Source organism: Pseudomonas oplopanacis, assembly GCF_057128725.1.
Map to the genome: position 1 here is coordinate 95,095 of NZ_JBSKHV010000016.1, position 19,877 is coordinate 114,971.

11 protein-coding genes and 1 pseudogene are annotated in these 19,877 nt (G+C 61.4%); 5 read left to right on the forward strand and 7 right to left on the reverse strand.

Annotated features, from left to right (window positions below; translation table 11 throughout):
* Window positions 1-6: 6 nt before the first annotated feature.
* The 3 genes and pseudogenes from ACWKV5_RS25335 to ACWKV5_RS25345 form a co-directional block, all read right to left on the reverse strand.
* A pseudogene (locus tag ACWKV5_RS25335) lies at window positions 7-9,084 on the reverse strand (amino acid adenylation domain-containing protein); the annotation flags it as partial.
* 249 nt (window positions 9,085-9,333) lie between these two features.
* Window positions 9,334-10,068 carry a thioesterase II family protein gene (locus tag ACWKV5_RS25340; protein ID WP_483843486.1) on the reverse strand — a complete coding sequence of 245 codons (735 nt, stop codon included), beginning with the start codon at window positions 10,066-10,068 and terminating at the stop codon, window positions 9,334-9,336.
* Window positions 10,069-10,152: 84 nt separating this feature from the next.
* Window positions 10,153-11,325: an MFS transporter gene (locus tag ACWKV5_RS25345; RefSeq protein ID WP_483843487.1), complete on the reverse strand. Its 1,173-nt coding sequence runs from the start codon at window positions 11,323-11,325 to the stop codon at window positions 10,153-10,155.
* Window positions 11,326-11,569: 244 nt separating this feature from the next.
* Between ACWKV5_RS25345 and ACWKV5_RS25350 the strand changes: the two genes are divergently transcribed.
* The 3 genes from ACWKV5_RS25350 (at window position 11,570) to ACWKV5_RS25360 (ending at window position 15,153) form a co-directional block, all read left to right on the forward strand.
* The gene (locus ACWKV5_RS25350) at window positions 11,570-13,408 is read left to right on the forward strand and encodes a glycoside hydrolase family 15 protein (RefSeq protein WP_483843488.1); all 1,839 of its coding nucleotides are present in this window, start codon (window positions 11,570-11,572) and stop codon (window positions 13,406-13,408) included.
* Window positions 13,409-13,814: 406 nt separating this feature from the next.
* Window positions 13,815-14,204, forward strand: coding sequence for a hypothetical protein (locus tag ACWKV5_RS25355; RefSeq protein ID WP_483843489.1), 390 nt, complete (start codon window positions 13,815-13,817; stop codon window positions 14,202-14,204).
* A 46-nt stretch (window positions 14,205-14,250) separates the two neighbouring features.
* On the forward strand, window positions 14,251-15,153 hold the full coding sequence (locus ACWKV5_RS25360) for an alpha/beta fold hydrolase (protein ID WP_483843490.1): 903 nt from the start codon (window positions 14,251-14,253) through the stop codon (window positions 15,151-15,153).
* On the opposite strand, the gene ACWKV5_RS25365 is transcribed toward ACWKV5_RS25360, so the two are convergent.
* Window positions 15,122-16,105 carry a GlxA family transcriptional regulator gene (locus ACWKV5_RS25365; RefSeq protein WP_483843491.1) on the reverse strand — a complete coding sequence of 328 codons (984 nt, stop codon included), beginning with the start codon at window positions 16,103-16,105 and terminating at the stop codon, window positions 15,122-15,124. The two genes, ACWKV5_RS25360 and ACWKV5_RS25365, sit on opposite strands and share 32 nt — an antisense overlap.
* 89 nt (window positions 16,106-16,194) lie before the next feature.
* On the opposite strand from ACWKV5_RS25365, the gene inhA reads away from it, so the two are divergent.
* The gene (inhA, locus tag ACWKV5_RS25370; RefSeq protein ID WP_483843492.1) at window positions 16,195-16,872 is read left to right on the forward strand and encodes an isonitrile hydratase; all 678 of its coding nucleotides are present in this window, start codon (window positions 16,195-16,197) and stop codon (window positions 16,870-16,872) included.
* A 290-nt stretch (window positions 16,873-17,162) separates the two neighbouring features.
* Here the strand turns inward: inhA and ACWKV5_RS25375 are convergent, their stop codons facing one another.
* On the reverse strand, window positions 17,163-17,657 hold the full coding sequence (locus ACWKV5_RS25375; protein ID WP_483843493.1) for an SRPBCC family protein: 495 nt from the start codon (window positions 17,655-17,657) through the stop codon (window positions 17,163-17,165).
* 234 nt (window positions 17,658-17,891) lie between these two features.
* On the opposite strand from ACWKV5_RS25375, the gene ACWKV5_RS25380 reads away from it, so the two are divergent.
* Entirely contained in the window at window positions 17,892-18,293 is a 402-nt protein-coding gene (locus ACWKV5_RS25380) for a lysozyme inhibitor LprI family protein (protein ID WP_483843494.1), read from the forward strand.
* A 117-nt stretch (window positions 18,294-18,410) separates the two neighbouring features.
* Here the strand turns inward: ACWKV5_RS25380 and peaD are convergent, their stop codons facing one another.
* Both peaD and qhpC read right to left on the reverse strand, forming a co-directional pair.
* Window positions 18,411-19,529 carry a quinohemoprotein amine dehydrogenase subunit beta gene (gene peaD, locus ACWKV5_RS25385; protein ID WP_483843495.1) on the reverse strand — a complete coding sequence of 373 codons (1,119 nt, stop codon included), beginning with the start codon at window positions 19,527-19,529 and terminating at the stop codon, window positions 18,411-18,413.
* Between the two features lie 24 nt (window positions 19,530-19,553).
* The gene (gene qhpC, locus ACWKV5_RS25390; protein WP_008145336.1) at window positions 19,554-19,877 is read right to left on the reverse strand and encodes a quinohemoprotein amine dehydrogenase subunit gamma; all 324 of its coding nucleotides are present in this window, start codon (window positions 19,875-19,877) and stop codon (window positions 19,554-19,556) included.

Genomic DNA, 19,877 nt, shown 5'->3' on the forward strand with positions numbered 1-19,877 from the left:
GGATTGCGGCGCATGCAGCAGTGGCAGTTCGGCGACGCGTTGCTGTGGATCGTTGACCACCGCACGCAGCAGGTTCAGCCACTGTTCGGCGAAGCGCTGCATCGACGCCTCGTCGTACAGGTCCGTGCCGTAAGTCAGGCTGGCATCGAGCGCTTCGCCCTGTTCCTGGGTGTCGAGTACCAGATCAAACTGGGTGGTCTGCTGCTGCCAGTGCAGACGTTCAACCTGCAAGTCGGCCACGCTGCGCTCGACGCTCGCGCCCATTTGCTGCTGATGGTTGTAGAGCACCTGGAACAACGGGCTGTGATTGAGGCTGCGATCCGGCTGCAAGGCGTCGACCAATTGCTCGAACGGCACGTCCTGATGGGCTTGGGCGTCCAGTGCGATTTGCTTGACCTGCTGCAGCAACGCACTGAACGGCTGCTGCCCGTCGACCTGTGTGCGCAGCACCTGAGTATTGATGAAGAAGCCGATCAGGCCTTCGGTTTCGAGGCGCGAACGCCCGGCGCTCGGCACGCCGACGCTGATGCTCGACTGCCCGCTCTGGCGATGCAGCAAGGTCTGGAAACTCGCCAGCAACAGCATAAACAAGGTCACTTGCTGCTCTTGGGCGCGTTGGCGCAAACCGGCCAGCAACTCGCGATCAACGTTCAGCGTCAGGCTGGCGCCGCGCTCAGAGCGACGGGCCGGACGGGTCAGTTCACTCGGCAACTCCAATGGTGTCTGGCTGCCAGCCAGTTGCTCACGCCACCATGCCAGTTGCCGTGCGCCCTCGCCGGCTTCCAGCCAGTCGCGCTGCCAACGGGCGTAGTCGCTGTAGTTCACCGGCAGGCTGGCCAGACCGGCAGCGCGACCGTCGACGGCCGCCTGATACAACGCGCTGAACTCATCAACCATGACCTGCATCGACCAGCCATCGGCGGCGATGTGGTGCACGGTCAGTACCAGCACGTGTTCGTCGGTGTTTACTTGCAGCAGCAAGACGCGCCACAGCGGGCCGCTGCGCAGGTCGAATGGCCGGGCGATTTCATCCGCCACCGCGCTGTCGACGGATGATTGATCGAGCGTGCGCTGTTCCAGTTGCAGCGCCAGCGTGTCATGCAACACCGGACGCGCCTGCTGGCCATCCTGTTCGAACGTCGTGCGCAGGGTTTGGTGTCGGGCCTGCAATTGCGCGAAGGCCTCGCACAGGCCATTGAGATTGAGCGAGCCCTTGAGGCGCAATGCAGCGGGAATGTTGTAGGCCGGGCTGTGCGGGTCCAGCTGCCAGAGAATCCATTGGCGCTGTTGGGCGTACGACAGCATCGGCGGTTGATCGACAGGCGCAGGTTGCAGGATCGGTTGGCCGCTGATGTTCGCCAGCGCTCCACGCTCGGCAAATTCCGCCAGAGTCGCGGCCGAGAACAGGCTGCTCACCGACAGCTCGAGGTGCAATTGCTGACGCACCCGCGAGATCACCTGAAGCACCAGTAACGAGTGACCGCCCAGTTCAAAGAAGTTGTCGTTACGCCCTACTCGCTCGACCTGCAACACGTCCTGCCAGATCAGCGCCAGTTGCGTTTCCAGCCCTTGGGCCGGGGCTACAAAATCACGTTGTACGTCGCTGGCCTCAATACGCGGCAAGGCCCGGCGATCCAGTTTGCCGTTGTTGTTGAGCGGCAATCTGGCCAGCAGGATCAGGTGACTTGGCACCATGTATTCCGGCAACGACTGACGCAGAACAGCCTTGAGGCTTTCCAGATAATCAGTTTCAGAAACCACCGCGTCGCTGGCCACGACATACGCCACCAGTTGCGTCCCGTCCTGAGCAATGACCGCCGCTTCACGCACGTCCTCGCGGGCTTGCAGGCAGGCTTCGATCTCACCCATTTCAATGCGGAAACCGCGGATTTTCACTTGGTGGTCGATACGGCCGACGTATTCCAGACGGCCATCTGTGTTGTAGCGCGCCAGGTCGCCGCTGCGGTACAGCCGCGCACCCGGCTCACGGGCGAACGGGTCCGGCAGGAAACGTTCGGCGGTCAGCGCCGGACGATCGAAGTAGCTTTGCGCGAGGCAGGCCGGTGCACCGATGCACAGCTCGCCAACGCCACCGTTGGGCAGCAATTGACCGGAGGCGTCCAGCACATACAACGCACGGCCGGCGATGGCGCGACCAATCGGGATGCCAAACGCATCGCTGGCATCGTCGAGACGGCATTCATGCACACTGGACACCACCGTCGCTTCGGTCGGGCCGTAGGTGTTGAGCAGTCGCACGTGGCTCAATCCAGCCTGATGCCACAAGCGCAAACCTTCGACCGACATCGCTTCGCCGCCGACGTGCACCTGACGCAAATCACCGAGATCGCGCACCACGCCGCTCGCGCAGTCGCGGGCCAGCAGGTACCAGTAAGCCGCCGGCAGGTCTGCCACGGTCACGCCTTGCTCGACGATTTCAGACGCCAGTCGCCCGGCATCCCACAACGCATCACCGCGCATGATCAACGCCGCGCCGACGCACAACGCCGGGAAACACTGCTCGACGAAGCCGTCGAAACTGAAGGTCGCGAACTGCAACACGCGGTCCGCCGCCGACAGCACCGAATAGTCAGCGGCGGATTGGCAGAATTCGCGCAACGCGGCGTGGGCGATGGCCACGCCTTTGGGCTGGCCGGTGGAGCCGGAGGTGTAGATGACGTAGGCCAGATCTTCGGCACCCGCGTGGTTTTGCGGATCGTGTTCAGGAAAACCGGCGTTGTCGTCGAGGCTGAGACGGCGCACGCCTTGCACATTTTCCAGCAGTCCGGATTCGCACAGCAGCACGTCGAGGCGGCTGTCGTCGATCATGTAGGCCAGGCGTTCTGCCGGGTAGCTCGGGTCCAGCGGCACATACGCCGCGCCGCTTTTCAGCACCGCCAGCAGGCTGACGACCAGTTGCGGCCCACGGTGCAGCGCCAGCCCGACACGCTTGCCGGGACCGGCACCGTTTTCAATCAGGCGATGGGCCAGGCGATTGGCCTGAGTGTTCATCTGGACGTAGCTCAGGGATTGGCCGTCAACCTGCAATGCCAGGGCATTCGGCGTGGCGGCAGCCTGAGCGGCGATTTGTTCGTGGACTAACAAGGTTGTGGATAACTGAACCGGGGCCGGCTGGCTGAGCGCAAGCAGCGCATTTTTACCCTCGACATCGAGCAATTCCAGCGCACCCAATGCCGCGTCCGGCAACGCCATCAATTGCATCAGCAGATGCTGCAGATTGGCCGACAACTCAACGACCTGCGCCGCACTGAACCGTGCCGCGTCGTAGCTGAAGTCCAGGTTCAATCCTTCACCCAGTTCGATGCCGAGGGTCAGGGGATAGTGCGTGCGCTCATGGTTGTGCAGGTTGCCGAACGACAACCCGGCCGGCGCGCCCTGCTTCAGCGCTTCGGCGACCGGGAAGTTTTCGAACACCAGCAGGCTGTCGAACAGCGCCAAACCCTGCTGCCCTGCCCAGCCCTGAATGTGGTAAAGCGGCACATGCTCGAACTCGCGCATGGCCAGGTTCAGCCCTTGCAGCTCGCCCAGCCATTGGCTGACGGATTGCTCAGGCTTCATCGCGCAGACCAGCGGCAGCGTGTTGATGAACAACCCGAGCTGTTCTTCGATCCCCGGCAATGGCGCCGAACGACCCGCGACGGTGGCCCCGAAGACCACGCAATCCTGAACGGTGTAGCGGTGCAGCAACAGGCTCCACGCCGCTTGCAGCACGGTGTTGAGGGTGACTTTCTGTTGCCGGGCGAAGTCGGCCAGACGCTGGGTGGCGCGGCTGTCGAGGGCCACTCGATAGGCTTCGCTGCCCTCGGCGCCCACGGGCGGACGCAAGGCTTCGGCGAGCAAGGTGGGTGCTTGTAGCGGCGCCAGCGCGGCTTTCCAGAATTGCTCGCCAGCGACGGCGGATTGCTGCTGCAACCAGCCCAGATAATCGCGGTATTGGCCGCTCGGTACCGGCAGCGATTGCCCGCTGACGTAATGCTGGATCACTTCGGCCAGCAACTGCGCGTTGCTCCAGCCGTCCATCAAAATGTGGTGGCTGGTGTAGATCAGGTGCCAGACGTCAGCGTCGGTATGGACCAGCTTCAAACGGAACAGCGGCGCGCGACCCAATTCGAAACCATGGGCGCGCTCGGCATCGGCCAGCGTATCGGTGTCGGTCGCTTCCAGCACCTCGAGCGGCAACGCAACCTGACGGACAATCGCCTGATGCGCGGTGTCGAGGCCTTGCCAGTGGAAGCTGCTGCGCAGGATGTCGTGGCGTTGCAGTGCGGTCTGCCAGGCGTGGGCAAAACGCTGCGGATCGAGGCCTTGAATGTCCAGGCGCAACTGACTGATGTAGGCGCCGACGTGCGGTTCGTAGAGCGTGTGGAACAGCATGCCCTGTTGCATCGGTGACAGCGGATACAGGTCTTCAAGGGTTGCAACCGGCAACGCGTCGAGTTGCGTCTGGCTGATGCGCGCCAGCGGGAAGTCCGACGGCGTGGCTTGCGGCACTTCAACGGCGCAACAGTGATCGATCAGCGCCTTGAGCTCCTGCGCGTAGTCGTCCGCCAGCCCCTGGATGGTCGCGGTGTCAAACATCTCGCGGCTGAAACCCCAACTCAGCGACAACTCGCCGCCGTAGACCTGTCCTTCGACTGTCAGCCAGTTGCCCAGCGGTGCCGATGGATCCTGCGCCACGCCGTTACCTTCGGTGGACGGCACGAACAGCGCGGCGTCGTCGAACTGACGGTCGAACTGCCCCAGGTAGTTGAAAGTGATGCGCGGCTGCGGCAACGCGGCGAGTTCGGCGCTCATCGCCGGGCCGCCGAGGTAACGCAATGCGCCGTAGCCGAGGCCCTTGTCCGGCACGCTGCGCAGCTGTTCCTTGATGGCTTTGATCGATGTGCCGAGATCGCTCGACGGCACCAGATTGACCGGGAACAGGCTGGTGAACCAGCCCACGGTGCGGGTCAGGTCGATGTCGTCGAACAGGTCTTCGCGGCCATGCCCTTCCAGCTGAATCAGCGCGCTGCCCTGCCCGCTCCAGCGGCAAACCGCGCGCGCCAGTGCGGTCAGCAGCAGGTCGTTGACCTGGGTGCGATAGGCCGCCGGAGCGTGTTGCAGCAGTTTACGGGTGTGTTCGGCGTTGAGCTTGAGCTCGATTTTGTGTTCGAAACGGTTTTCCAGCGCGCCGTTCGGGCAGTCGCAGGGCAGATCAGTCGGGGCGTTGTTCAATTGGGCCAGCCAATACTCTTTGCTGGTTTCAAACGCTGGGAGGTGATCTTGCAGACGAGCGACCCAGCGCTGGTAGCTGCTGGTTTTCACCAACGACACCTTGCCACCGCTGTAGAACTTCTGGAGATCGTCCAGCAACACACGCCAGGAAACACCGTCCACCACCAGGTGATGAATCACCAGCAACAGGCGTTGAGTACCGTCGGCCATAGCGACCAGCAGTGCGCGCATCAGCGGCCCAGTTTGCAGATCGAGGCTGCGTTGGGCTTCGTCACATAGAGCGTTGAGTTCGTCGACGGAGTGCGCCTGACTCTGCCACAGCACCGACTCGGTGGTCGACGCGGCGTAGGTTTGCTGCCAGCCATCAGCGGTCTGCTCGTAGCGCAGACGCAAGCTGTCGTGGAGGGTCAGCAATTGCTCAAGGGCACGGTCCAGCACTTCAGCATTCAACACCTCGCGAGGCACCAGCAGCAGTGACTGGTTCCAGTGCTGACGCTCGGGGATTACCTGTTCGAAAAACCATTGTTGCACCGGCGCCAACGCCACCGCACCGATGGCCGGGCCTTGGTCGATCAACACCTGTTCGCCGCTGCGGGCCGCTTGAGCGAGGCTGCGGATGGTCTGGTGCTGGAACAGGTCCTTGGGGCTCAACACGATCCCGGCCTGACGCGCGCGGCTGACCACTTGCATGGACACGATGGAATCGCCGCCCAGTTCGAAAAAGTTGTCTTCCAGACCGACGTTGTCGACAGCCAGCACGTCCTGCCAGATTGCGGCGAGGGATTTTTCCAGTGCGCTACGTGGCGCGACGTGTTCGCGTTGCTGCTGTGAACCATCAACCGCCGGCAAGGCCTTGCGGTCGAGTTTGCCGTTGGGGGTCAGCGGCAGATGATCGAGGAACAGCAAGAACGCCGGGACCATGTAATCCGGCAGATGCTGGCGCAGCGCGGCTTTCAACGTTTCACGCTGAGTCGCTTGAACGTCGGTGTCGCCCAGCAACGCGGGATCGTTCGGCACGATATAGGCCACCAATTGCTGGCCGTTGACCCCGTCCTGCGCCAGCACCACCAGTTCGCGCACGGCGTCCTGCTGCAACAGCCGCGCTTCGATTTCACCGAGTTCGATGCGAAAGCCACGGACCTTGACCTGATGGTCGATGCGCCCGACATATTGCAGCGTGCCATCGGCCTGATAGCGGGTCAGGTCACCGCTGCGGTACAGGCGCTCGCCATTGCTGGCGAACGGGTTCGGCACATACTTTTCAGCGGTCATGCCCGGCCGCGCGAGGTAACCACGGGTGATCCCTGCGCCGCTCAGGTACAGCTCGGCAGAAACGCCTTGCGGCACCGGTTGCAGTTCGGCATCCAGCAAATAGCTGGCGGTGTGCTTTAGCGCACGACCGATGTTCGCGCGGCCACCGGCCTCACGGCGGGTCCAGGTCGAATACGTGGTGTCTTCTGACGGGCCGTACAGGTCGTAGACGTGCTCCACGGTCGGTTGCTGATACAGCGCGTCCACCAGGCTCTGCTTCAGCGGCTCACCGGCGAGGTTGATGATGCGCACACTCGGCGGAATCTGTCCGTCGCGCTGCAACGCATTGATCGCCGACGGTACGGTGTTGATCAGGCGCACCTGATCCCGCGCCGGCAGGTGCGGCAGTTCCAGGGCATTGCGGGCGATGATTACCGAGCCGCCGTTGGCCAGGGTCACAAACAGTTCCCAAACCGACAGGTCGAAGCACACGGAGGTCGAGGCCAGCACACCTTGAATGTCTTCGCGGCTGAAGACCGATGCCGACCAGTCGATCAGCGCCAGCACGTTGCGATGGGCGATGGCCACGCCTTTTGGCTTGCCGGTGGAACCGGAGGTGTAGATTACATAGGCGAGATTGTCCGGCGTGACGCCCGTTTCAGGCGCGTTTTCCGGGTACTCGGCCCACGTCATGGCGTCCAGCAGCAACACTTGCGTATCGGCTGTGACGGTCAATGTCGCGGCGACCGATTGCTCCGTCAGCAACACCAAGGCGCGACTGTCTTCGAGCATGTAGGCCACGCGTTCGGCCGGGTAATCCGGGTCCAGCGGCACGTAGGCGCCGCCGGCCTTGAGTACCGCCAGCAACGCCACCAACAGGTTTTCCGAACGCTGCATCGCTACGCCGACGCGGACTTCCGGGCCGACGCCCAATTCGATCAGTTTGTGCGCCAGGCGATTGGCCTGGATGTCGAGTTCGGCGTAAGTCAGCTGCTGTGTGCCGAAGGTCACCGCCCATGCATTCGGATTGGCGGCGACTTGCTGGCTGATCAGTTCATGAATGCACAGGTCTTGTGGGAAGCTTTCGTCAGCGTGATTCCAGTCATGCACGATGCGCTGGTATTCCGCGCTTTCCAGCAGCGGCAAATCGCTGATGCGCTGCGTCGGATCGCCGACCATGCCTTGCAACAGACGGGTCCAGTGTTGCGCCATGCGCGTGATGGTGTCGGCGTCGAACAGGTCGTTGGCGTAGGTCAGCGCGGCGTGCAACTTGCCACCCTTTTCGTACGTGTCGAGGGTCAGGTCGAACTGCGTGGTGCGCCCTTCCCACTCGATCACGCCCAGCGCGAGGCCGGACGCAGTGCTGACCGTGGCAATGTCTGCGACATGCGGCTGATGGTTGTACATCACCTGGAACAGCGGCGTGTGGCTGAGGCTGCGTTCCAGTTTCAGCGCTTCGACCAGACGCTCGAACGGCAAGTCCTGATGGGCCTGGGCACCGAGAGCGGTTTCCTTGATGGCCCGCAGCAAGTCGTCGACGCGGGGCTGGCCGTCGAGTTGCGTGCGCAGCACCTGGGTGTTGACGAAGAATCCGATCAGGCCTTCGATCTCGGCGCGATTGCGGTTGGCAATCGGCACGCCGACGCGGATGTCGGTCTGTCCGGTGTAGCGATGCAGCAGCGCGTTGAAGGCGCCGAGCAACAGCATGAACAGGGTGATGTTGTGCTTTTGCGCGGTGGCACGCAGTTGTTCGGCCAGTTGCGCATCGACGGCAAATTCATAACGAGTACCGCGATAGCTCGGCATGGCCGGGCGCGGATGGTCGGTGGGCAATTCCAGCACTGGGTGCTCGTTGCCCAACTGTGTTTGCCAGTAATCGAGTTGGCGCGCCTGCTCGCCCGCTTCCAGCCAGCGACGTTGCCACAGGGCGTAGTCGCTGTACTGGATCGGCAATGGCGCGAGTTGCGGCTGTGCGCCCGCGTCGAAGGCGTCGTAGCAGCGGATGAATTCGTCGATCAGCACGTTCATCGACCAGCCGTCGGACACGATGTGGTGCAGGGTCAGCAACAGCACGTGTTCCTGATCGGCGAGTTTGAGCAAGGTGACGCGCAGCAACGGGCCGACTGACAGATCGAACGGCAGCACCGATTGCTGTTCGGCCGCATGCGCAACGGCCAATTCGCGCTCCGTGGCCGCAAGCGCGCTGAAGTCCACATGATCGATCACCAGCGACGCGCTGGCCGGCACTTGCAGCAAGCTGTCGTCGGCCTGGCGCTGGAACACCGTGCGCAGGGTTTCGTGACGTTCAACGAGGCTGGCGAAGGCTTGCTCCAGCGCGGACAGGTTCAGCCGCCCGCTCAGGCGCACCGCGCCCGGCAGGTTGTACGCGCCGCTGTGGGGGTCCAGTTGCCAGAGAAACCACATGCGTTGCTGGGCATAGGATAACGCTTGGCGATCCGCGGCCTCGACGTCGGCCGGGATGGGAAAACGGGCGAAATCAACGCCCTCCTTGTGCAAGGCCGCAAGGAACATCTGGCGCTTTTCCAGGGGCAACCCGATAAACCGGCGAGCAAGTTTCAAGGAGTCTTCAGCATTCATTTCTAAGCATCCGGATCAGTGGCGGGAAGCACAAAGGCACGTCGTCCCTATAAAACGAATGCACACCGGAAAAATTAACAAATGAGAACAAGTATCAGGAAGGAGGCAGAACGCGGAGTGTCAGGTTGGCGAAAATCAAACGGTGGGAGCGAGCCTGCTCGCGAAAGCGGTCTGTCAGTCACATCCATTTTGAATGTGGCGCCGCCTTCGCGAGCAGGCTCGCCCACAAAGGTTCCACTGGGGAATGTGTCAGGCGCTGGCGGCCATGGCATGCCGGCGATGGTGGATGTCGAGCTGGTCCTTGATCACCCGCAGCACCTTGGCCTCATGCTCATGAATGAAGAAGTGACCACCGCCGAGCATGTCCACGGAAAAACTGCCGTGGGTTTCCTTGCGCCAGCCGATCAATTGTTCGGTGGTGGCGCGATCTTCCTTGCCGCCAAGTACGTGCACCGGGCATTTGAGCAAGGGGCGCTGCTGCGGTTCGAAGCGTCCGCACAACAGGAAGTCCGCGCGCAATACCGGCAGCGTCAGGCTCATCAGCTCGTCGTTGGACAACACTTCTTCGCTGGTGCCGTTGAGCGTACGCAGTTGTTCGATCAACTCGGCATCGGTTTTCGGTTCGGCGAAACCGCGATCGTAATCAGCACGCATCGTCGGCGCGGCGGTGCCTGAAGCGAACAGTGCCACCGGTTCCGGACAGCCTAGCGAACGCAACGCATGGGCCATTTCACAGGCGAGCAAGGCGCCCAGGCTATGGCCGAAAATCGCGTAAGGGGATTTGAGCGTGGCGATGTGTTCCTGCGCGAGTTGCAGCGCCAGGCGCCGCATGTCGGTGTGCAACGGCTCGCCGAACCGTGCGCCACGGCCGGGCAGTTCCACCGGTTGCAGCTTTAGCCACTCCGGCAGTTTGCGCCGCCAGCGGCTGTAAACCATGGCGCTCGCGCCTGAATAGGGCAGGCACAGCAATGTCAGCTGGGTCACCGGGCTTACCTCGAAAAGTTGTCTATCAAGAGAACGGATGAGCGCCGCGCAGAATTAGTCGAACACAAGCCCCTGTAGGGGGCTTTATTTCAAGTGGCGATAGCTTTGGACGGCGGAAACGAGGACCACCAGGCCTGCCGCTATCGCCACCCAAAACCCGCTGCGCGCACCGAACGCATCCACCAGCCACCCCGAACTCGCCGCGCCAATCGCCACGCCAATACTCAACCCGGTGACCAGCCAGGTCAGGCCTTCCGTCAACTTGGCCGGTGGCACGATGCGTTCCACCAAGGCCATCGCGACAATCAAGGTCGGCGCAAAAAACAGCCCGGCCACGAACACCGCCAGCGACAGCCCGAGAATGTTGCTCGCCAGCAACAACGGCAGCGTCGTCACCGCCGTCGCCACCCCGCCGTACAAGAACAAACGCGGCAACGGCACCTTCGAGCGCAAGGCCCCGAACGCCAGCCCGGCCATGCATGAACCAATCGCATACACCGACAACACAATGCTCGCCGCCGCCGGTTGGCCCTGCTGCTGGGCGAAGGCCACGCTGACCACATCGACCACGCCAACAATGGTGCCCATGGCGACCATCAACAGCATCAACAATTGAATCTCCACCGAACGGATGATCGAGCCTTGATGATGTTCTTCATGGGGATGAATGGCCGGTTCAGTGTCGCGTTGCAGGACGAACGTCGTCACACCGATCGCCAGCATCAACAACGCCGCGAGCGGCCCGGCCTCGGGGAACGCCACCACGCACAAGCCCACCGACAATGGCGGCCCGACGATAAAGCAGACTTCGTCCAGCACCGATTCCAGGGCATAGGCGGTTTGCAGTTCGGGCTGACCGCGATAGACCTCGGTCCAGCGCGCCCGCACCATCGCCGACATGCTCGGCATGCAACCGGCCAGCGCGGCGAACACAAACAGCGTCCAGTGCGGCGCCTGCAAACGGGTGCACAGCAACACCAGCAACAACGCCCCGCCGCCGATCAACGCTGAGATCGGCAAGATCCGGCGTTGCCCGTAGCGGTCGACCAATCGTGAGACCTGCGGCGCGCAAAAAGCTGTGGCCAGGGCAAAGGTCGCGGCCACGGCACCGGCCAGTCCGTAGCCACCCTGCAGTTGCGAGAGCATGGTGATCAGGCCGATGCCGGTCATGGAAATCGGCATGCGCGCGATCATGCCGGCCAGCACGAAGGCTCGGCTGCCGGGGGCTTTGAACAGATCGCGGTAAGGATTGGCCATGGTTGCGGGTCTCGACAAGGGACTGCAAATTGCCATAAGGCTGATTGAGGGGAAAGCTCCCAATTGTTGGTTCAATGTGAAGGTCCCTTCGCGAGCAGGCTCGCTCCCACAGTGGACCGCGATCTACTGTGGGAGCGAGCCTGCTCGCGAAGGGGCCAGAACAATCACCATCATCCCGCAAATGAACTCCAGCCCCTTAAAACCAGTCAGCTAGTTAGGCCCTCACCGCAAGGCGCTAACCTTCATGGCGATTTCCCTCAACCCGCTACTTCACGAACGACAAAGCGCCATCGACGCCCACGGCATCATCGGCGACATGCGCAGCGCGGCACTGGTCAATGACAAGGGCAGCGTGGACTTTTTCTGCTGGCCGGAATTCGACAGCCCATCGATTTTCTGCTCGCTGCTGGATACGCCCGAGGCCGGTATCTTCCAGTTGGCGCCGGACTTGCCCGACGCCCGCCGTGAGCAGATTTACCTGCCGGACACCAACGTGCTGCAAACCCGTTGGCTGAGTGATCGCGCGGTGGTCGAAGTCACCGACCTGCTGCCCATCGGCGACACCGAGGACGATCTGCCGCTGTTGATACGCCGGGTCCGGGTAGTCAGCGGCGAAGCGACGTTTCACATGCGTTGCGCCGTGCGTCAAGACTACGCTCGCGCCATGACCCGCGCGCGGATGGATAAAAAAGACGTGACGTTCGAGGCCGCCGACCAACCGTCCATGCGCCTGTCTTCGAATCAGGTTGTGCGCGTTGAAGGCGATGCAGCGGTCGCCGAATTCACCTTGAAGCAAGATGAGAGTGCACAGTTCCTGCTCGGTGGGCTCGACGATCCGCGCTTCAAGGAAGGTGCCGCCGACCTGTGCCTGGAGCGCACGCTGAAGTTCTGGCGCGACTGGATCGGTCAGTCCAACTACCGCGGTCGCTGGCGGGAAATGGTCAACCGCTCGGCCCTCGCCCTGAAGCTGCTGACCTCACGCAAACACGGCGCGATTCTCGCCGCCGCCACGTTCGGCCTGCCGGAAACGCCGGGCGGCGAACGCAATTGGGATTATCGCTATACCTGGATCCGCGACGCGTCGTTTACCGTCTACGCGTTCATGCGCCTGGGGTTCGTCCAGGAAGCCAACGAATACATGCGCTGGCTGCGCGGGCGGGTCAGCGACTGTCATGGCAAGTCAATGAAACTCAACATTCTCTACGCCATGGACGGTCGGCAGGAATTACCTGAGGTCGAACTGTCGCACCTGTCCGGCCATGGCGGCGCGACGCCGGTGCGCATCGGTAACGGTGCCTACGATCAGGTCCAGCTCGACATCTTTGGCGAGCTGATGGATGCGATCTACCTGGTCAACAAGTATGGCGAGGCCATTTCCCATGAGGGCTGGAAACACACCGTGGAAGTGGTCGATCAGGTGTGCGAAACCTGGCAGCAGGCAGACGTCGGCATCTGGGAAATGCGTGGCGAGCAGCATCACTTCCTGCACTCGCGACTGATGTGCTGGGTCGCACTGGACCGCGCCATTCGCCTCGCCTCGAAACGTTCACTGCCCGCCCCGTTCGCCCGCTGGGACCAGATGCGCCAGGCCATCTACGCCGACATCTGGGAAAACTTCTGGAACGAAGAACGCGGGCATTTCGTCCAGTACATCGGCGGCACCGCCCTCGACGGTTCGATGTTGCTGATGCCGCTGGTACGGTTCGTCAGCGCCAAGGACCCGCGCTGGCTCGCCACCCTTCAAGCCATCGAAAAAACCCTGGTGCGCGACGGCATGGTCTACCGCTATCGCAACGACGACACCCGCATCGACGGCCTCGACGGCACCGAAGGCGCGTTCGCCGCGTGCTCGTTCTGGTACGTCGAATGCCTGGCGCGGGCCGGTCAGGTGGAAAAGGCTCATCTGGAGTTTGAACAGTTGCTCAGATATGCCAATCCGCTGGGGCTGTATGCCGAAGAGCTGGACAGTCATGCACGGCATCTGGGGAATACGCCGCAAGCGCTGACGCACCTGGCGTTGATCAGCGCGGCAAGTTTTCTGGATCGGAAATTGAGTGGGGAGAAGAGTTTTTGGCAGCCTTGAGACTGAGGCGGCGCCTTCGCGAGCAGGCTCGCTCCCACAGGGGGGGGCAAACGGTAATCCCCTGTGGGAGCGAGCCTGCTCGCGAAGAGGCCACCAGCCACAACACCACTTGCCGACAAGGTCCGTCAGAATTTTCCCGTTTTGCGCTGCCGTTTGTAGGAACAAAGCTTACTCACAACAGGCTTAAACACACTCCCAAGCCATACCAATCCAACGCTAGCGAGCATTTGTGGGCACTTAGGCCCAACCTCCTACAAAAATTAAACAAACATTCCCGTTTAACCCCAGCACACCCCATTCCTACAGCCTGAAATACCTTGTTGCCAGTCGTTACATCCCCCCCTAACATCCAGCAACAACGGGTACAGCGGAGCTGTCCAACAAAACCCGAATTCAAGGAACCTGAATGAGCCAGCGCATCCACCGCAGCATCGACTCTCCCCTTCGGTCCGGCCTGAACCGCGACGAACTGTGGGAAGGCCCGGACAAAGGCCTGATCAAATGCTGGGAAATCGGCCGCCAACGCGCCACCCGCTTCCCCAACCTCGCCCAACGCAGCCTTGCCGGAGAGCTACTGGTTCTGGGGTGGAAGGGTGGCGTCAGTCGCAGCCTGAAAAAACTGGAAAAATACGGATCTCTCAAGTATCTCGCCCAATGGCAGGGCCTGCGGGGGGAAGATCTGGATGTTGATTTGGCTGAAGAGCGGGCGTTGGAATGCACCCGGACCGGGATGGTGGTGACGTTTACGCCGGATCGGTCGAAGTACTTTAATCAGGTGGCGGAAGTGGAAGCGTAGGGACGTTGGCTTCAAGCCGCTAGAAACAACCGCACGGGAGTATCGAATGATCCATGACGCGTTGATCCACTATGCCCAGACCCCAAGCCTGAAAATCGCTTACGAGGAACACGGCCCAACGACCGGCGATCCCGTGATCCTGCTCCACGGCTTCCCCTACTCCCCGCGCGCCTACGACGAAATCGCCCCGGCCCTCGCCGCCGAGGGCTACCGCGTCATCGTCCCGTACCTGCGCGGTTACGGCCCGACACGCTTCAACAGCCCCGACACCTTGCGCTCCGGCCAGCAGGCCGCTCTCGCCCAGGATTTGCTGGACTTGATGGATGCGCTGGCCATCCAGCAAGCAGCCCTCTGCGGCTACGACTGGGGCGGTCGCGCCGCGTGCATCGTCGCGGCGTTGTGGCCGGAACGGGTGCGTTGCCTGGTGACTGGAGATGGCTACAACTTGCAGAACATCCCGAATTCCACCGAGCCTCGAGACCCGGAGACGGAACATCGCCTGTGGTATCAGTACTATTTCCACACCCCGCGCGGGGTAGAAGGCCTGACGAAAAATCGGCGGAGTTTGTGCGAATTACTCTGGAAGCTATGGTCGCCGACCTGGATCAAAGGCCCTGATTTGTACCCATTGAGCGCGCCGGCTTTCGACAACCCGGATTTCGTCGAAGTGGTCATCCAGTCTTATCGCCACCGCTTCATGTATGCACCCGGTGATCCGGCGCTGGAATGGATGGAACAAGCGCTGACCCAACAGCCGCCAATCAGCGTGCCGACGATTTCCCTGTACGGCGCCGACGATGGCGTCGGACCGCCACCGGACATCGACGATGACCGCGAGCATTTCACCGGCCCGTACGAGCGGAGGGTGTTGGCAGGCGTCGGTCACAACATTCCCGAGGAAGCCCCCGAGGCGACCCTCAAAGCATTACTGGATCTGCTGCAGCGCTGACCGAAAACCGCTCGCGATAAGCCTGTGGTGTCACGCCCATGGCCCTTAGAAAACTACGCCGCAGCGTTTCTTCGCTGCCAAACCCACATTGCACCGCCACCCGTTTAATGGGCACGCCGGTATCGCTGAGTAGCCGTCTCGCCGTTTCAACCCGGATTAATTCAATGGCGCGCGCCGGGGTTTGCCCGGTGTCGGCACGGTAGTGGCGCACGAAACTGCGTTCGCTCATGCCCGCCTGCAACGCCAGGGTGGGGATGCCGAGATCCTTGGTCAGATTTTCACTGATCCAGGCATGAAGTTCGTCGAAACGGTCGCCTTCTTTCTGCAAGGACAGGGTTACGCTGAACTGTGACTGCCCACCCGGACGCTTGAGAAACACCACCAGCTGCTGGGCGACTTCGAGGGCCATGTTGCGACCGAGGTCCTCTTCGACCATGGCCAGGGCGAGGTCGATGCCAGCCGTGACCCCGGCCGAAGTCCAGACCGGGCCGTCGTTGATGAAGATCGGATTGGGTTCGACGTGAAGACGCGGATGCTTCTGCGCCAACTGCTCGCACCGCGTCCAGTGCGTGACCACTCGCCGGCCATCGAGCCAGCCGCTGGCCGCCAGTAAAAACGCGCCGGTGCACACCGACGAGATACGCCGGCAAGAAGCCGCATGTTCGCGTACCCAGGCCACCAGCGCCGGGTCTTCCGCCGCCGCGTAAACGCCCCAGCCACCGGCAATCACCAGCGTGTCGCTTTCACCGTGGGGCAACGACTCAGCGAATAGTGCCAGCCCCGCCGAGGACATCACCGCCCCGCCACCATTGGCAATCACCGTCGGCGCATAAGGCGCCGGCAAACCTTTCTGGCGCGCAATATCGTTGGCCGAGGCAAACACCTGCAACGGCCCGGTGACGTCGAGCAGTTGCACATTGGCAAACGCGAGCACGTGAATGGTTTTCGGCATGTTGGCGTAATTCGTGGGGTGATTGGCGGATACGCCAAATCCTACGAGCCTACAGTGAAGACGTCCACCCACTTCAGGAGAAATAAGCCATGACGTTGCAGATCGGTTTTCTGTTGTTTCCCCAGGTTCAGCAACTCGACCTGACCGGCCCTTACGATGTGTTGGCCTCGCTGCCGGACGTGAAGGTGCATTTGATCTGGAAGGACCTGGTGCCGGTTACCGCGAGCACTGGCCTGGTGCTGAAACCGACCATGACGTTCGACGACTGTCCGGCGCTGGACGTGATCTGCGTTCCCGGCGGCGGTGGCGTCGGGCCGTTGATGGAAGATGAAGAAACACTGGCGTTCATCAAGGCTCAAGCCGTCAACGCGCGTTATGTCACGTCGGTCTGCACCGGTGCGCTGGTGCTCGGCGCCGCGGGTTTGCTCAAGGGTAAGCGGGCGACGACGCACTGGGCCTATCACGAGCTGCTCAAGCCACTGGGGGCGATCCCGGTGAAGGACCGCGTGGTGCGCGACGGCAATCTGTTGACCGGTGGCGGGATTACCGCAGGGATCGATTTTGCCCTGAGCCTGGCGGCAGAGTTGTTCGACAAGGACACGGCGCAGTTGGTGCAGTTGCAACTGGAATATGCGCCAGCACCGCCGTTCCAGTCGGGCAGCCCTGAAACGGCTCCATCGAGTGTTCTGGCTGAAGCGCAACGCCGGGCAGCCGCCTCGCTTGAGCTGCGCACGCAAATCACCGAACGGGCAGCGGCCAGGCTCTAAGTGCTGCCGAACTTTTCGACAGGCAAAAAAAAACCCGCCGAAGCGGGTTTTTCCCAAGACCATTGTCGACTCCCTGTCGGTAGCCAATCCTTGCTGATGGTCGATCATCCGTGATCCTGAAGCGCTTCCTGTGCTTCAGTTGATGGGGCTAGATTACGTGTCGGATCCAATCTGCAATAGACGACATAGCTAGCACCGCGTGTAAGACATTCGCTATACCTGCCCTTCCGAAAACCCTTAGACGGCTAAGGTATCCAGGCTAGAGGCCGCGAGTTCAGGGGGCTGTAGCCTTAACCACCTTCACGCTCATGGGCTTTGGCGCTTTCGGTCAGAAACTGTTCGATGTTGTTCATCTGTTCTTCCCAACCACGGCTGTCCATACGGAACGCCTTTTCACGGCGCGTCTGGGGGATGTGATCGAAACCGGATTCGGACACCTTGAGCAGCGTGCCATTGTCCATGTCTTCGAGCTCGAATTTGACCAGCGTGGTCGGCTCCTGGGAGTAGTCGACGTCCGGGTGGATGGCGTACGGGTGCCAGCGAAACGAAAACAACCGCTCTGGCTCGACCCGCTCCACCAACACATTCCACAACAAGTGCTCATACCCGGGAAAAGTGATCTGCCCCTGGGTCCACTCACCGGCGACGAAACGCTTGCCTTCCAGTGCAACGCCAAACCACTGCCCGAACGCTTCGGCATTGGCCAGCACGCGCCAGACATGCGAACGCTTCGCCTTGAGCAGGATTTTCCTTTCGATGCGATCTCGATCTGATGTTGGATTCATAAGTCACCTCCTGTACTGAACAGTAGGTCAGTAACAACCACAAGACCAACCCTAAAATTGAACCAATCGCTTGTCGCGATCAACCATGCTCGGGATATTCGGCCATATTTGTGCGCATAAGTTCGGGTTTGCGGGCGCGAGAGTTGCTGGCAGCCAGTTGCGCTCTGTCGGCGCAGGTTCATAACGATTCGTTACACTGCCCCGCAATTTCCTCTGCCACAGCGAGTTTTCGCCATGTACTCACGCTTTTTCCTGGCGCTGGCGCCAGTGATGTTCACCTCGATGGCGTTCGCCGTGGATTGCGACAACGCCACCGACCAGGCCACGATGAACCAGTGCGCAGCGCAGCAGAATGCGGCAGCGGACAAGGAGTTGAATGCGCTGTACCAGCAAATCACCACGCGTCTGAAAGCCGAGCCCGAGCGCAAGAAGTTGCTGGTGGGCGCGCAACGGGCATGGGTTGCGTTTCGGGATGCCGAGTGCAAGTTTTCGGCGTCGGGGGTGGAAGGGGGCAGTGTGTATCCGTTGATCTACAGCAGCTGCACCACTGACTTGACCAAGGCGCGGGTTCAGACGTTCAGGAATTATCTGAAGTGCCAGGAGGGGGATTTGAGCTGCCCAGTGCCTGGGGTTTGATGCCTTTGTGATCTGTGAGGGCCCCTTCGCGAGCAGGCTCGCACACATTGGTCCTGCGTTCACAGTTCCAGCGTGGGAGCGAGCCTGCTCGCGAAGGCGTCAGTTCAGGCACCGCAATTACCGGACAAACACCTGCGCCGTCGTAATCGCCATATCCCCACCCGGCATTTTGATGCTGCCAATCTGCTTCAGACTGTCGGCATCAAAAATCGCTACGTCGTTAAACGTCCCGGCCAGGTAGATCTTGCTGCCGTCCTTGTTGAAGGAAATGCAGTAGTAGGAATGATCCAGCGTCGCCGCCTGGAGCATTTTCTTTTCCTTGATGTCGTACTTGGCCAAGCGGTTGAGCACCCCGAACATCAGGTTAGGGTCCTTCGGTGAACGCATGCCGCTGAAGTAGATTTCCGTCAGGGGACCGAAGTCGGTGGTTTCGGTCTTGCCGGTTTTCAGGTCGATGCTGAACAGCCCGTAGAGGTATTCGGCGGTCAACGGGTCCTGCTTCTTGTCCTTGAATTTCGCAGCGGTGTAGAGCAGCGAAAAATCATGGCGATACGTCTGCTGGTTCCACACGTAGAGCACGTCCGGCGCGCTGTAGTTCGGGCGCTTCCAGTGACGGCTGGGGATCAGCACTTCGAACTTGCCGGTGTTCACGTTGACCTTGTAGACGTCCGCCCCGGCCACGTACAGCGTGCCATCATCGCCGCTTTGCATGATGGTCAGTTGGCGCGGCGCCGGGAAACTGCGCACGGGTTTGGCGTCCATGCCGGCGTCAGTCTTGTACACATCGAGCCGTGGCTGCTGCACTTCGTAGCGGTCATTGAGCATCAGCGTCGGGTTGGCGATGGCAAACAGTTCCTTGCCATCGTGGCTGAGGGTGAAGGCGAACATCGACTTCGCTTTCTCCCCCGGTTTCTGGGTGATGCTGGCGTGGAACACCTGCTTGCAGCTGTCCAGCTCGACGCCGTAGACATCGGCGTAGTGGTTGTTCAGCACATAAGCGGTCTTGCGGTCCGGCGACAATTGCACCGTGCCGGGGCCAAAGGCGTCGGGCATCTTGCAGGTCTTGAACAGGGTGTCGGTGGCCAGGTCGATCACGTGCAGGTTGTTCGGATAGTTGGTGGTCACCATGTACTCGTGACCGTCTTGCAGTGCTGCATTGTCATCGGCCAGAACAGTGAACGAACAAGCGCTCAGGACGGCGAATGCGGCCAGGCCGCAGGCTTTGATGCTGTGCATGCTGGAATCCTTCTTCTTATCTGATCACTTGTCTTTGGGGAAGACAGTGCCGAGGTTGCGCCAGTTTTCGTTGGACGCCTGGGCATCCTTGTTCCAGTCCGGGTAGGTGCTCATCATGTCGGGCACCTGGGCCGGCCACCAGCACGGGTCGGAGCAGCCATACAGGTCGGCTTCCATCGGCTGGCACAGCGACGACACCCCGCCAAACGCATCGATTTCCCAACCCGGGTCGGTGGTCGAGGCGCAGCCCGCAACAGAGCTCATTGCGACCACTTCTTCGATACGGTTTTCGGCCGCGGCCTCGTCCAGTTTCAGCGCTTTGTTATTGATTGCCTTGAGATGTTTCAT

Coding starts and splice junctions, on each gene's coding strand:
- ACWKV5_RS25375 (WP_483843493.1), bottom strand. CDS start 17,657: ATGAATCCAACATCAGATCGAGATCGCATCGAAAGGAAAATCCTGCTC.
- peaD (WP_483843495.1), bottom strand. CDS start 19,529: ATGCACAGCATCAAAGCCTGCGGCCTGGCCGCATTCGCCGTCCTGAGC.
- inhA (WP_483843492.1), top strand. CDS start 16,195: ATGACGTTGCAGATCGGTTTTCTGTTGTTTCCCCAGGTTCAGCAACTC.
- ACWKV5_RS25350 (WP_483843488.1), top strand. CDS start 11,570: ATGGCGATTTCCCTCAACCCGCTACTTCACGAACGACAAAGCGCCATC.
- ACWKV5_RS25365 (WP_483843491.1), bottom strand. CDS start 16,105: ATGCCGAAAACCATTCACGTGCTCGCGTTTGCCAATGTGCAACTGCTC.
- ACWKV5_RS25360 (WP_483843490.1), top strand. CDS start 14,251: ATGATCCATGACGCGTTGATCCACTATGCCCAGACCCCAAGCCTGAAA.
- ACWKV5_RS25380 (WP_483843494.1), top strand. CDS start 17,892: ATGTACTCACGCTTTTTCCTGGCGCTGGCGCCAGTGATGTTCACCTCG.
- ACWKV5_RS25345 (WP_483843487.1), bottom strand. CDS start 11,325: ATGGCCAATCCTTACCGCGATCTGTTCAAAGCCCCCGGCAGCCGAGCC.
- qhpC (WP_008145336.1), bottom strand. CDS start 19,877: ATGAAACATCTCAAGGCAATCAATAACAAAGCGCTGAAACTGGACGAG.
- ACWKV5_RS25355 (WP_483843489.1), top strand. CDS start 13,815: ATGAGCCAGCGCATCCACCGCAGCATCGACTCTCCCCTTCGGTCCGGC.